The 13,900-nt window shown below is 54.7% G+C and carries 9 protein-coding genes; 3 read left to right on the top strand and 6 right to left on the bottom strand.

Annotated features, from left to right (window positions below; genetic code table 11):
• Positions 1 to 22: 22 nt before the first annotated feature.
• The gene (locus tag HP564_RS06835) at positions 23 to 1,681 is read right to left on the bottom strand and encodes a glucan biosynthesis protein D (RefSeq protein WP_371241436.1); all 1,659 of its coding nucleotides are present in this window, start codon (positions 1,679 to 1,681) and stop codon (positions 23 to 25) included.
• Positions 1,682 to 1,952: 271 nt separating this feature from the next.
• Here HP564_RS06835 and elaB point away from each other — a divergent pair, with 271 nt between their 5' ends.
• Positions 1,953 to 2,264: a stress response protein ElaB gene (gene elaB / locus HP564_RS06830; protein ID WP_371241434.1), complete on the top strand. Its 312-nt coding sequence runs from the start codon at positions 1,953 to 1,955 to the stop codon at positions 2,262 to 2,264.
• Between the two features lie 179 nt (positions 2,265 to 2,443).
• Positions 2,444 to 3,640, top strand: a complete 1,197-nt coding sequence (locus tag HP564_RS06825; protein WP_371241432.1) for a nicotinamide mononucleotide deamidase-related protein YfaY — start codon at positions 2,444 to 2,446, stop codon at positions 3,638 to 3,640.
• 153 nt (positions 3,641 to 3,793) lie between these two features.
• Here the strand turns inward: HP564_RS06825 and yfaE are convergent, their stop codons facing one another.
• The 5 genes from yfaE to ubiG all read right to left on the bottom strand — a co-directional run bounded on the left by yfaE (position 3,794) and on the right by ubiG (position 10,891).
• A complete protein-coding gene (gene yfaE, locus HP564_RS06820) occupies positions 3,794 to 4,054 on the bottom strand; it encodes a class I ribonucleotide reductase maintenance protein YfaE (RefSeq protein ID WP_371241430.1) in 261 nt (86 codons plus the stop codon).
• 2 nt (positions 4,055 to 4,056) lie between these two features.
• Positions 4,057 to 5,187, bottom strand: a complete 1,131-nt coding sequence (gene nrdB / locus HP564_RS06815) for a class Ia ribonucleoside-diphosphate reductase subunit beta (RefSeq protein WP_371241429.1) — start codon at positions 5,185 to 5,187, stop codon at positions 4,057 to 4,059.
• Between the two features lie 78 nt (positions 5,188 to 5,265).
• Positions 5,266 to 7,551: a class 1a ribonucleoside-diphosphate reductase subunit alpha gene (nrdA, locus tag HP564_RS06810; RefSeq protein ID WP_371241426.1), complete on the bottom strand. Its 2,286-nt coding sequence runs from the start codon at positions 7,549 to 7,551 to the stop codon at positions 5,266 to 5,268.
• Between the two features lie 537 nt (positions 7,552 to 8,088).
• A complete protein-coding gene (locus tag HP564_RS06805) occupies positions 8,089 to 9,420 on the bottom strand; it encodes a gluconate:H+ symporter (RefSeq protein WP_371241424.1) in 1,332 nt (443 codons plus the stop codon).
• 745 nt (positions 9,421 to 10,165) lie between these two features.
• Positions 10,166 to 10,891 carry a bifunctional 2-polyprenyl-6-hydroxyphenol methylase/3-demethylubiquinol 3-O-methyltransferase UbiG gene (gene ubiG / locus HP564_RS06800; RefSeq protein ID WP_371241422.1) on the bottom strand — a complete coding sequence of 242 codons (726 nt, stop codon included), beginning with the start codon at positions 10,889 to 10,891 and terminating at the stop codon, positions 10,166 to 10,168.
• Between the two features lie 177 nt (positions 10,892 to 11,068).
• Here ubiG and gyrA point away from each other — a divergent pair, with 177 nt between their 5' ends.
• A complete protein-coding gene (gene gyrA / locus HP564_RS06795; protein WP_371241420.1) occupies positions 11,069 to 13,708 on the top strand; it encodes a DNA topoisomerase (ATP-hydrolyzing) subunit A in 2,640 nt (879 codons plus the stop codon).
• The last annotated feature ends 192 nt before the right edge of the window (positions 13,709 to 13,900 follow it).

Genomic DNA, 13,900 nt, shown 5'->3' with positions numbered 1-13,900 from the left:
CTGCTGGCTTGCCGCGTCTCGTTTAGCCCACCGTCATCTGACGGTCATCAACGTATTTGCGCTGATCCGGCGGCGGCGGGAGGTACTGATAGAGCCAGGTCTCGCTCAGGGTTTCCTCTTTGGTTCGCAGGAACAGACGCATCTCTACTGGCGTGGTGGCGTCGCTGTTGGGATACCAGTCGAACAGAATGCGATAGCCGTTCATCGGCTCAACGTAGAGGATCTCAACCTGCTTAAAGGTGCCTGAGGAGAGGGTAATCACCGGTTCGATTCCCTTTGATGCTGCGGCTTTCAAATCGCCGCCGACAAAGTCGATAGCGAAGCGTCGGCACCACTGCTCAGGAAAATGCTCGCCCGGTGCCCAGCCTTCCGGGAAGCCGCCAATACCCGTGCGTGTCGCATCTACGCGTGCCAGGCCACTGCGAACCGGCGGCAGGCTGCTCCAGTAGAGCTTATAGGAGAAGCTGAATTCGCTTCCGGCTTTCACCGGCTCGGCTGGCTGCCAGAAGCAGACAATATTATCCAGGGTCTCACCGGTCGTCGGGATCTCCATCAGATTAACAGCCCCTTTGCCCCATTTGCCGACGGGCTCAACCCACAGGCTGGGGCGCTTGTCGTACCAGCCAATAACGTCCTGATAGTCTTTAAAGTCGTGATTAAGCTGCAACAGGCCGAACCCGCGTGGATTCTCATCCTGATAGGCGTTGAACTGCAATTTCTGCGGGTTATTTAGCGGGCGGGCAATCCATTCGCCGCTGCCGCTCCACATTGCCAGACGATCGGAATCATGGATCTGCGGATGGTAGGTATTGCACATGCGGCGCTCGTTAGTCCCGCAGCTGAACATGCTGGTCATGGGCGCGATACCCAGCTGGCGGATCTCCCTGCGCGCATAGAGATGGTTTTCCACCTCCATGACCACACGCTCCGCCTCACAGTGGATAGTGAACTTGTAGGCACCGGTCAGGCTGGCACCATCCAGCAGGGCGTAGGTCACAAAGGTGGTCTCATCACCTTTCGGCGTTTCAAACCAGAATGCGGTAAAGTCCGGAAACTCTTCATTTCCGTTGCTAAAGGTATTAACCGCTACGCCGCGGGCAGAGAGGCCATACTGATAAGTATCGTCGACGGCGCGAAAGTAGCTGGCGCCGAGGAAAGAGACAATATCGCGACGCGCCAGCTCAGGTTTCTTAAAGGCACGAAAACCGGCAAAGCCCAGATCGTTTTTGCCTGCCAGCTGCTGCGTATCGACTTTCGCATCGTTGTAGTTAAACAACTCAGGACGGAAGTGAATTTCCCGCGCTTCACGGCTGTCGGCATCCACCGAAAACATGCGGATACGGCGCTTAAAGCCCATGCCAACGTGGAAGAACTGCACGTCGAGTTCGCGGTCGGGAATGTTGTTCCACAACGAGTGACCAGCGTCGTACTGAATTTCGTTGTACGCCTGCGGGGACAGGGTCGCCAGCGTTTCCGGCAGGGCACCCGGCGCACCGCCCCAGGGCTGTCTGGCCAGTGCAGCGGCTTTCTTTTTCAGTACATCGAAATCGAAGCGAACGGCGGCACCGTCAGCAATACCATCTTCTGCCCAGGCGGATTGCGCAAACAGCGTTGACAGGCCAGTCATGCCGCTGACGGCGGAAAAGGCCATTGACGCTTTCATAAACATTCTTCGATTCATGCCAGAAATTATTCCTTAGCGGTCGAGTGTGTTGTGACTGTTCGGCTCTGCGCCAGCGTGACCCAAAAGCGCAGATAACAGCAGGGTACGACAGTCTGGTGTGTGAAAAATTCAGTCCGCATTAAATTTATCAGATTTATCAAGAAGCCCGACAAATTTCGTACAGCGCTGAGCTGAGAAAAACTCAGGAGAATCCTGGTGCAGACATCCTGCAAACAGCCATTTTGACGCTATAGTTAATGAACTGCTTTGCAATGACACGGAGGAAGAGATGGCTAGAGAGACAGAAGCTTTTGACACCAATCTGGATGATGATTTGGCGCTGTTGACGGAAACGCTGGAAGAAGTGTTGAAGTCATCAGGCGATCCGGCCGACCAAAAGTATATAGAGCTGAAAACCAAAGCGGAACAAGCGCTTGAAGACGTGAAGTCTCGCGTCAGCCAGGCGTCCGACAGCTACTACTATCGTGCAAAAAATGTCGCCTACCGCGCAGATGATTATGTGCATGAAAAACCCTGGCAGGGCATTGGCATCGGCGCAGCTGCTGGCCTGGTGCTCGGCCTGCTGCTGGCGCGTCGTTAAGGCGTAGTCTCCTGAAAACGGCGGGGTTCTCCCGCCGTTTGTTTTATTCCTGCATTTTTCCTTTCTGCTGAATGACGCCCGTCATCTGATTTCACGTATTCCACAAAAAGCACCGGGCAGTGTTGAGTTTGGCCTGCGCGCTTCCTACAGTAAGTCGACGGACAAAAGGAGATGAAATCGTGATTAGAGTCGAGATGCTGTCTACAGGGGATGAGGTGCTTCACGGCCAAATCGTTGATACCAACGCCGCCTGGCTGGCGGATGTGCTGTTCCAGCACGGTTTGCCGATGACCAGCCGGACCACGGTTGGGGATTCACTGCCGTCGCTGATTGAGACGCTACAGGCGCGCAGTGAGGTGGCTGACGTGCTTATCGTCAACGGCGGTCTGGGTCCCACCAGCGACGATCTCAGCGCGCTGGCGGCGGCAAACGCAAGCGGCGTCGAGCTGGTGCTGCATCAGGCGTGGCTGGAGAAAATGGAGGCGTGGTTTGCCAGCCGTGGCCGCACGATGGCACCCAGCAATCGCAAGCAGGCGGAGATCCCTGCCGGGGCAGAGATGCTTGATAATCCCGTTGGCACCGCCTGTGGCTTTGCCTTACGACTTAATCGCTGCTGGATTTTCTTCACTCCGGGCGTGCCATCAGAATTTAAGGTCATGGTGGAACAGCAAATTCTGCCGCGCCTTAAACAGCATTTTGAGCTGCCGGCACCGCCGCTCTGTCTGCGTCTGACAACCTTTGGTCGTGGCGAAAGCGATATTGCCGCCGAGCTGGAGCCGCTGGCGCTGCCGGAAGGGGTTGTCATGGGCTATCGATCCTCTATGCCGATTATTGAAATTAAGCTCACCGGTCCGGCCAGCCAGCGCGTGGCGATGGAGCAGGTGTGGCAGCAGGTACGTCTGCTGCTGGCAGAGTGCACTATTTTTGAGGGCACTGAGGGCTTGCCCATGCTGCTGGCTCGGGAGCTGAAGGAGCGGGGGTTCCGGCTGGCGCTCAGCGAGCAGTACACTGCTGGTCTGCTGAACTGGCAGCTGGCAGCGGCCGACGTTCCTCTCAGCGCGGCGGAGAGTCTTCCGGCGCATCAGGAGCGGCTGGAAGCGCAGGTGCAGCGCACGCGTGCGCTGGCGGCGCATCACGGTACGGTGCTGGCGCTGTCGACCGGCTCACTGGAGGAGGGGGAAGTGTCGCTGGCGCTGCATACGCCGGAAGCGAGCTGGGGGCAGCGAGTGAAATTTACCCACGGTCGTCATAATCTGGAAACGCGCCAGAAAGTGGTGGCGATGATGGCGATGAACATGCTGCGCCGCTGGCTGCACGGCAGCGAAGTCAGCACCGGTCATGGCTGGATTGAGGTGCTGGAGTCGGTGAAGCTGTAAAGCAGGGGGGGGCGTCGTCTGATCTGTGTGAACTCACACCGCAGGTCAAACGCACTCGCAAAAACAAAAAAGCGCGAGCGCAAAACGCTTCGCTCGCTGCTTTTTGCCTTCCGCGCCTGACGGCTGCGCGCTGTGTCAGAGAAAAGAGGTGAGCTAGAGCTCGATTTCAATCTCGCCTTTCGCCAGGCAGCAGCAGGGCAAAATCTCGCCTTGCTGCACAAACGCCAGCGGCGTTTCGGCATAATGCACTTCGCCTTTCACCAGCCGTGTGCGGCAGGAGCCGCAGTAACCTTCGCGACACTGGAACTCTACCTGTAAGTTATGGGCTTCCAGCGTGGTCAGCAGATTAGGGTGATGATCGGCGCACTCCAGCCGCTGGCCGGAGCTGCGCAGAATAACAACGGCACGGCTCATACTTATAGCTGGAAGTCGTTGAAGTCGTCTTCGCCCACTTCTGAGTCAATCTGACCCACCAGATAGGAGCTGACCTCCACTTCCTGCGGCGCAACCTGGACGTTGTCAGACACCAGCCAGGAGTTGATCCATGGAATCGGGTTGGAGCGCGTCTGGAACGGCAGATCAAGACCCACGGCCTGCATGCGGATATTGGTGATGTACTCAATGTACTGGCAAAGAATGTCTTTATTCAGGCCGATCATTGATCCGCCGCTGAACAGATATTCTGCCCACTCCTTCTCCTGTTCCGCTGCTTTTTTGAACAGATCGAAACACTCGTCCCGGCACTCGGCGGCGATCTCTTTCATTTCCGGATCGTCTTCACCGCTGCGCATCAGGTTCAGCATATGCTGGGTACCGGTCAGGTGCAGCGCTTCGTCGCGCGCAATCAGGCGGATAATTTTAGCATTGCCTTCCATCAGCTCGCGTTCAGCAAACGCAAAGGAGCAGGCAAAGCTGACATAGAAGCGGATCGCTTCCAGCGCGTTCACGCTCATCAGACAGATGTAGAGCTGCTTTTTCAGCGCACGCACGCTGACGGTCACGCTTTTACCGTTGACCTGGTGAGTGCCTTCACCCAGCAGATGCCAGTAGTTGGTCATCTCGATCAAATCGTCGTAGTACTTTGAGATATCCTGCGCACGCGCGAGGATCTGCTCGTTAGTCACGATGTCGTCAAACACCAGAGACGGATCGTTAACGATATTACGAATGATATGGGTGTAAGAGCGCGAGTGGATCGTCTCAGAGAACGCCCAGGTCTCTACCCAGGTTTCCAGCTCAGGAATAGAGATCAGCGGCAGCAGCGCCACGTTCGGGCTGCGGCCCTGAATGGAGTCGAGCAGCGTCTGATATTTCAGGTTGCTGATAAAGATGTGCTTCTCATGCTCCGGCAGCGCCTGATAGTCGATGCGGTCGCGGGAGACGTCAACTTCTTCCGGACGCCAGAAAAACGAAAGCTGCTTTTCGATCAGCTTTTCAAAGATGTCATATTTTTGCTGGTCGAAGCGCGCCACGTTGACGGACTGACCAAAGAACATCGGCTCTTTTAGCTGATTGTTTTTATTTTGCGAGAACGTAGTGTAAGCCATACAAACTGTCCAAATGTAGACGGGGCGCAGCGCGGCCCCGTGAAATAACGCAGGCGGGAGACGCGCTCCCGCCCAACCTTAAATCTTACAGGCGCCGCTTTCGCAACCGTCATCCTGAATAGAAGGTGCCAGATCATCCTGCGCATCTTCTGCACCGTCACGGGTGTTCTGGTAGTAAAGCGTTTTCACGCCGAACTTGTACGCCGTCAGCAGATCTTTCAGCAGTTGCTTCATCGGCACTTTACCGTTGGCAAAGCGGGAGGGATCGTAGTTGGTGTTAGACGAAATCGCCTGGTCGATGAATTTCTGCATCAGACCCACCAGCTGCAGGTAGCCATCGTTGTTCGGCATTTCCCACAACAGCTCATACTGATCTTTCAGGCGCTCATACTCCGGCACGACCTGACGCAGGATGCCGTCTTTCGACGCTTTGATGCTGATGTGGCCGCGTGGCGGCTCAATGCCGTTGGTGGCATTGGAGATCTGCGATGAGGTCTCAGACGGCATCAGCGCTGACAGCGTCGAGTTGCGCAGGCCATGCGTTTTGATCTCTTCACGCAGGCTTTCCCAGTCGAGATGCAGCGGTTCGTTGCTGATCGCGTCCAGATCTTTTTTGTAGGTGTCGATAGGCAGGATACCCTGCGCATAGGTGGTTTCGTTGAACCACGGGCAGGCACCTTGCTCTTTCGCCAGCGCGTTTGAGGCTTTCAGCAGGTAATACTGAATGGCTTCAAAGGTCTTGTGCGTCAGGCCATTGGCGCTGCCGTCGGAGTAGCGCACACCGTGCTTCGCCAGGTAGTAAGCGTAGTTGATCACGCCGATACCCAGGGTACGACGACCCATCGCGCCACGCTTCGCCGCCGGGATTGGGTAATCCTGGTAGTCGAGCAGGGCGTCAAGCGCACGCACCGCCAGGGTCGCGAGCTCTTCCAGATCGTCGAGGCTGTCAATCGCACCCAGGTTGAACGCGGAGAGCGTACAGAGAGCGATCTCACCGTTCTCGTCGTTCACATCTTCCAGCGGCTTGGTCGGCAGCGCGATTTCCAGGCAGAGGTTAGACTGGCGAACCGGCGCAATGCTGGCGTCAAACGGGCTGTGGGTGTTGCAGTGGTCGACGTTCTGGATGTAGATACGGCCGGTTGAGGCGCGTTCCTGCATCATCAGAGAGAAGAGATCGACCGCTTTGACACGCTGTTTGCGAATGCTCTCATCCTGCTCATATTTGGTGTAAAGGCGCTCAAACTCATCCTGATCGGCGAAGAAGGCGTCATACAGACCCGGGACGTCAGACGGGCTGAACAGGGTAATCTCTTCCCCTTTCAGCAGGCGCTGGTACATCAGTTTGTTGAGCTGCACGCCATAGTCCATGTGGCGCACGCGGTTGCCTTCAACACCACGGTTGTTTTTCAGCACCAGCAGACTTTCGATTTCCAGATGCCACATCGGGTAGAACAGCGTGGCGGCACCGCCGCGAACGCCGCCCTGAGAACAGGACTTCACCGCAGTCTGGAAATGTTTGTAGAACGGGATACAGCCGGTGTGGAATGCTTCACCGCCGCGGATCGGGCTGCCCAGCGCACGGATGCGACCGGCGTTGATGCCGATACCGGCACGCTGAGAGACATATTTCACGATCGCGCTGGAGGTGGCGTTGATTGAGTCCAGGCTGTCGCCGCACTCGATCAGCACACAGGAGCTGAACTGACGCGTCGGGGTACGCACGCCCGACATGATGGGCGTCGGCAGGGAAATTTTAAAGGTCGAAACCGCATCATAGAAACGTCTGATGTAATCCATGCGGGTGTCGCGCGGATAGCCAGAGAAGAGGCAGGCGGCGACCAGAATGTAGAGGAACTGCGCGCTCTCGTAGATCTCACCGGAGACGCGGTTCTGCACCAGATATTTGCCTTCCAGCTGCTTCACGGCAGCATAGGAGAAGTTCATGTCGCGCCAGTGGTCGAGGAACTCGTCCATCTGCGCAAACTCTTCCGGGCTGTAATCTTCCAGCAGGTGGCGGTCATATTTGCCAAGGTCCACCATTTTTACTACCTGGTCATAGAGCTTCGGTGGCTCAAACTGGCCATATGCCTTTTTGCGCAGGTGGAAGATTGCCAGGCGGGCAGCCAGGTACTGATAGTCAGGGGCATCGCGAGAGATAAGGTCTGCTGCGGCCTTGATGATGGTCTCATGAATGTCAGAGGTCCTGATGCCATCATAGAACTGAATATGAGAACGCAGCTCCACCTGTGACACTGAGACGTTGTTCAGCCCTTCAGCTGCCCAGTCCAGCACACGGTGAATTTTGTCGAGATCAATGCGCTCCTGGCGGCCATCGCGTTTAGTAACGAGCAGACTCTGGTTCATGTCGCGTTTTTACCTTTGCGTGAGTATCCAAAAATTAAAAGAAATCCCGGTTTATACACAGCATATTCATTGTGAATAATATGTGGATAAACACAATATCTAGGGGGTAATGGGAAAACCTGCAACTACATGGAGGCATAGTTTAGTATTTTGCGGTGGGTTAACAAGAGCAAAAAATGATGGCGGGAGGGGTTGTAATTCTGGCGAAAATTCTTAGGCCACGCCTTATAAGGCCTGACACCCTGTCAACCCGATCGCACTTTTTTTTGTTAATTTGATCGGACGCGTATTTCTTATTCAATCCTCAGATGGGCGCAGAAAAAGCGATGAAAAACGGGTAAAAGCCGCTAGCGGGTTGCTGTGAGCCGGCCAGGCCGTTGCTGCGGCTTCTGATGGCTCACCGCCAGAACCGCGTAACTCTCTGGCACATAACAGAATGCCTCAGTGTACGTTCTTCAGCAGCAATCTCTCTTTGGTACAGAACGGAGTAAAGTGAATTGCCTCTGACGTGAATCCTGCACGGCAGAGGCGGAAAAACTAACTAAGCTGGCTGATCAGGATGACCATGCCCAGACCCACGACCGAGTTGATCAACTCCAGCAGCCCCCAGGTCTTGAAAGTGTCTTTCATGGAGATACCAAAGGTCTCTTTGAAGAGTAAAAAGCCATCGTCATACATCAGCGTGATGGTGTTGCTGCCACAGGCAACGGCAAGCACCATCAGCGCCGGACTAAGATGAAAGGCCTCGATCATCGGGGCCACGATGCCTGCTGAGGTAATGGCGGCTACCGCGCCCTGACCGGTAAGAATGCGGATCACTGCCGTGATTAACCAGGCAATGATAAAAGGTGAGAAGGGTACATGGCTCATGAGCTGGACAATGCTGTCACCTACATCAGAATCGATGATCACCTGTTTAAGGATGCCGCCGGCGCTGATGACAAACAGCACATTGGAAATTTGCGAAATCGAGTTGGTGACGTGCTCTGTTATCCCTTCGCCGGTCATCCCCCGTTTAATCCCCAGAAACCACATCGCAGCCAGCGTGGCGAACAGCATGCTGACCTCCGCGCTGCCCAGCAGTTTAAAGACGCGTGTCAGTTCTGCACCATCACCGGCCAGGGGCTTGACCACTGACGCCAGAATCATCAGCACCGCAGGTATCAGCGGGATCAGAATACTGATTCTGAAAGAAGGAAGATCCTCAGGTGCCAGCTCTTTTATCGGTTTGATCATTGAATTAAGCGGGATACGGCTGATTCCTGGCAGGAAACGAGGCAGTAAAATGCCAGCGCAAAACAGGGCAGGGATAATCACCACAACGCCGTAAAGATAGACCTGAACGATATCCGCGTTAAATGCGCTGATGAGGGCGACCGGCCCCGGCTGTGGTGGAAACAGGCTGTGTCCCATGGTGGCACCGACCACCGTTGGGATGACCAGCTTCATGTAAGGGATATCCGCTTTTTTAGCAATGTTCATCACCAGCGGCATGGCAATCAGAAAGGCGACCTCGTAGAACATCGCAATACCGAATATGACGCCGATAAACATCAGCCCGGTCGAGAGGAAGCGAGTGCCACAATGGCGGATGACCGTATCCGCTATCTGCTGGCTTGCACCCGATTCGGTCATGAACTTGCCAATAATCGCGCCGAATATAATGATCAGCGCAAGGTGCCCCATGATGCTGCCGATACCCTGCTGAACGACGCCAACAATTTTATCAGACGGGATGCCTACCATGATGGCAACAAACATGCCCGCAATTAGCAGAGAGAAGACGTTGTGGAATTTATATTTCAGATTCAGTACGACTAATATCGCGATACCTGCCAGTACCCAAAAAAGCGATAAAAAAGGCGTCATGGTTATCCTTAACAGTGATGAAGTTAATCTTATTCAGTCATAAACGACGGCGCGTAATTATTCTGGCTGGTAACTTATTCAGCACCGTTTGCCCTGTTCATTGTTAAAACCGCTGTTTGTCTGGCCAGCGGCTTTTAGCCTTAATCGCCATTGAGAGTGCTATCCGTAACGGCGTGTTCTTAACGATTACCAGGGGTGTCAGGCTCCAGCCCTTTTTATCTATGGCATCTACAGCCATGTCACTGAGAATCAGTTAGCTCTACCATTCTAGTATATTGAATTGTGGCTGAAGGTTTTTTGAAGCCTGTCACAGTGTGTTAAAGCCGTCGCTTCAGACCAGTGTGCGATTATTAACAGATTAGACATTTATCTGAGGAATAATTAAGTTTGGGTTTTTCACCGGTGTGAATTTTTGTTTTTTGTCATTGAAATTAAATGTTTTTTAAAGAGAGGGTTAAGTCAGTATTTCAGTTAAAACAATTAAAAATAATCGGCTATTAATCTTTCATCTTAATTATTCTCACGTACTGACGTGGTTTCCTTCTGTTTTAGTAAGGATTGTTATCTTAATGTGCCAACGAATGTTATCAGGCAGGGGCGGGATGTGAAAAGCGCGTCTGTATTTAACCTGGCTGGTGACTGAGTGCTGTAATGGTAATAGTTAATGAGCACACAGTTTTATTTAAGCGGTTAACGCGAGTCAGACGTCAATATTACCCGCCTGCTTTCAGGCAGGTAATATTACTCAGACGGCGCGATGCGTGTGCACCATATAATTGACGTCGGTGCCGGGTGCCAGTTTGAAGCGGTTGGTAAGCGGGTTGTAGTGCAGGCCAATGATGTGACGTTCACGCAGGGTGGTTTCATCGACCCAGCCGAGCAGCTCAGAGGGACGAATAAACTTTTTCACGTCATGGGTGCCGCGTGGCACCATGCGCAGCACATATTCTGCGCCGAACACCGCCAGCAGCCAGGCTTTGGGATTGCGATTCAGCGTGGAAAAGAAGACCTCGCCGCCCGGCTTAACCAGCTGCGCACAGGCGTGCACCACCGAGCGCGGGTCCGGAACGTGCTCCAGCATTTCCATGCAGGTCACCACATCATATTTTCCGGCGTTCTCTTCCGCATGCGCTTCTACGGTCTGCTGCACGTAGTCCAGCGTGACGCCGCTCTCAAGGGCATGCAGACGTGCGACCGCCAGAGGTTCCGCTCCCATGTCCAGTCCGGTCACTACCGCCCCTTCGCGCGCCATGCTCTCGGCTAAAATGCCGCCGCCACAGCCAACGTCGAGCACGGTTTTACCGAACAAACCGTTGCTGTGCTCCGCGATATAGCCCAGACGCAGCGGGTTAATGCGGTGCAGAGGTTTAAATTCGCCTTCCAGATCCCACCAGCGCGAGGCGACGGCCTCAAACTTAGCGATTTCCTGCGCATCGACATTGGGCTGCGTTTCCTGCGGTTGTGCATTCATTGAATCATTACTCCAGACAAAATGTTGACTGAGTATAAACGCTTATTGCGCCTGGACGCACCTTTCAGGCAACAGGAAAAGCGCGTGAAAACGGTGGTTAACGTTCACCAGCGGGCTGGGGTGTGATATACTTTCGCACCTTTAAAATCCGGGCATATGTAGAGGGAAAGCGGCTCCATGAGCGACCTTGCAAGAGAAATTACACCGGTCAATATCGAAGAAGAGTTAAAAAGCTCCTACCTCGATTACGCCATGTCGGTCATCGTTGGCCGAGCCTTACCCGATGTTCGTGACGGCCTGAAGCCTGTCCACCGTCGCGTACTCTACGCGATGAGCGAACTGGGTAACGACTGGAACAAACCCTATAAGAAATCCGCCCGTGTGGTCGGTGACGTTATCGGTAAATATCACCCGCACGGGGATTCTGCCGTCTACGACACCATCGTCCGCATGGCTCAGCCTTTCTCCCTGCGTTACATGCTGGTGGATGGACAGGGCAACTTCGGTTCCGTCGATGGCGATTCTGCCGCGGCGATGCGTTATACCGAAGTGCGCATGTCACGAATCGCCCACGATCTGCTGGCTGACCTGGAAAAAGAGACCGTCGACTTTGTTCCGAACTATGACGGCACCGAGCAGATCCCTGAAGTTCTGCCAACCAAGATCCCTAACCTGCTGGTAAACGGTTCTTCCGGTATTGCCGTCGGGATGGCGACCAATATTCCGCCGCACAACCTGACGGAAGTGATCAACGGCTGCCTGGCCTACATTGACGACGAAGATATCAGCGTCGAAGGATTGATGGAGCATATTCCGGGGCCTGATTTCCCGACCGCAGCCATCATCAACGGCCGTCGCGGTATCGAAGAGGCGTACCGTACCGGACGCGGTAAGATCTACATTCGCGCGCGTGGCGAAGTGGAAACCGATGCCAAAACGGGCCGCGAAACCATCGTGGTGCACCAGATCCCGTATCAGGTCAACAAAGCGCGCCTGATTGAGAAAATTGCCGAGCTGGTTAAAGAGAAGCGCGTCGAAGGCATTAGCGCGCTGCGCGATGAGTCTGACAAAGACGGCATGCGTATTGTGATCGAAGTGAAGCGCGATGCGGTTGGCGAAGTTGTACTCAATAACCTCTACTCGCTGACGCAGCTACAGGTTTCTTTCGGCATCAACATGGTGGCGCTGCATCAGGGCCAGCCAAAGATCATGACGCTGAAGGAGATTCTGGAAGCCTTTGTTCGTCATCGTCGTGAAGTGGTGACGCGTCGCACGATTTTTGAACTGCGTAAAGCCCGCGACCGTGCGCACATCCTTGAAGGTCTGGCGATTGCGCTGGCCAACATCGACCCGATTATCGAGCTAATCCGTCGCGCGCCGAGCCCGGCCGAAGCGAAAGCCGGTTTGATCGCACAGCCGTGGGATCTGGGCAACGTCTCTGCCATGCTGGAGCGTGCGGGCAACGACGCCGCACGCCCCGAGTGGCTGGACGAAGAGTTTGGCATCCGCGACAACCAGTACTATCTGACTGAACAGCAGGCACAGGCGATCCTTGATTTGCGCCTGCAGAAGCTTACTGGCCTTGAGCATGAAAAACTGCTCGACGAGTATAAAGATCTGCTGGATCAAATTACCGAGCTGCTGAATATCCTGATGAACGCCGAGCGTCTGATGGAAGTGATCCGTGAAGAGCTGATTGCCATGCGCGACCAGTTTGGCGACGAACGTCGTACCGAGATCACGGCTAACAGCGCCGACATCAATATCGAAGATCTGATTAACCAGCAGGACGTGGTCGTTACATTGTCGCATCAGGGCTACGTGAAATATCAGCCGCTGTCAGATTATGAAGCGCAGCGTCGCGGCGGCAAAGGCAAGTCGGCAGCGCGCACCAAAGATGAAGACTTTATCGATCGTCTACTGGTAGCGAACACCCACGACACGATTCTCTGCTTCTCCAGCCGTGGCCGTCTCTACTGGATGAAGGTCTATCAGCTGCCGGAAGCGAGCCGTGGCGCACGTGGTCGTCCGATTGTCAACCTGCTGCCGCTGCAGCCAGATGAGCGCATCACCGCTATTCTGCCGGTGCGTGAATACACGGAAGGCTTCAATATCTTTATGGCTACCGCCAGCGGTACCGTGAAGAAAACAGCGCTACAGGAGTTCAGCCGTCCACGCAGCGCGGGCATCATCGCAGTGAACCTGCGTGAAGATGATGAGCTGATTGGCGTGGCGCTGACCAACGGCAACGATGAGGCGATGCTCTTCTCTGCCGGTGGTAAAGTTGTGCGCTTCGCAGAGAGCGCCGTTCGCGCCATGGGCCGTACGGCATCGGGCGTGCGCGGCATCAAGCTGGCGGAAGGCGATCGTGTGGTCTCGTTGATCGTTCCACGCGAAGAAGGCACCATTCTGACGGTAACGCAAAACGGCTACGGCAAACGTACCGTGATTAGCGAATACCCGACCCGTTCGCGTGCTACGCAGGGCGTTATTTCCATCAAAGTGACTGAACGTAACGGTCCGGTAATTGGTGCCGTGCAGGTGGTCGACAGCGATCAGATCATGATGATCACTGATGCCGGCACCCTGGTGCGCACCCGCGTCTCTGAGGTAAGCATCGTCGGTCGTAACACCCAGGGTGTTATCCTGATCCGTACCGCTGAAGATGAGAATGTTGTGGGTCTGCAACGCGTTGCTGAACCGGTAGAAGAGGAAGAGCTGGACGCTATCGACGGCAGCGTTGCGGAAGGCGAGGAAGATATCGCGCCGGAAGCGGAAACGGACGACGACGCGCCGGACGCGGACGACGAAGAGTAATCCTTCGCGGCGTTATGCCAGCGCCGCCATGGAAGGCGGCATAATTTTACGGCAGGAAAGGGCAACCCGACCTGCCGTCGCTTTTTGCGGCGCGGCTCGTTTAGTACAGAAGCTCACTGGCTTTTCTGACCTGTTGAAGCTAGTGTATTGAGCATGCTGAAACCAGCCCGTACTTAACCTTGCCGTAGTGAG

Source organism: Pantoea sp. KPR_PJ (assembly GCF_041386365.1).
In the GTDB taxonomy this organism is placed as follows: Bacteria; Pseudomonadota; Gammaproteobacteria; order Enterobacterales; family Enterobacteriaceae; genus Pantoea.
Note: the sequence above shows the minus strand (reverse complement) of the source record. Positions and strands in the feature narration are given on the sequence as shown.

Bases quoted from the DNA above. Each gene is read 5' to 3' on its own strand.
- elaB (WP_371241434.1), top strand. From the start codon at position 1,953: ATGGCTAGAGAGACAGAAGCTTTTGACACCAATCTGGATGATGATTTG.
- ubiG (WP_371241422.1), bottom strand. From the start codon at position 10,891: ATGAATGCACAACCGCAGGAAACGCAGCCCAATGTCGATGCGCAGGAA.
- gyrA (WP_371241420.1), top strand. From the start codon at position 11,069: ATGAGCGACCTTGCAAGAGAAATTACACCGGTCAATATCGAAGAAGAG.
- yfaE (WP_371241430.1), bottom strand. From the start codon at position 4,054: ATGAGCCGTGCCGTTGTTATTCTGCGCAGCTCCGGCCAGCGGCTGGAG.
- HP564_RS06805 (WP_371241424.1), bottom strand. From the start codon at position 9,420: ATGACGCCTTTTTTATCGCTTTTTTGGGTACTGGCAGGTATCGCGATA.
- nrdB (WP_371241429.1), bottom strand. From the start codon at position 5,187: ATGGCTTACACTACGTTCTCGCAAAATAAAAACAATCAGCTAAAAGAG.
- nrdA (WP_371241426.1), bottom strand. From the start codon at position 7,551: ATGAACCAGAGTCTGCTCGTTACTAAACGCGATGGCCGCCAGGAGCGC.
- HP564_RS06835 (WP_371241436.1), bottom strand. From the start codon at position 1,681: ATGAATCGAAGAATGTTTATGAAAGCGTCAATGGCCTTTTCCGCCGTC.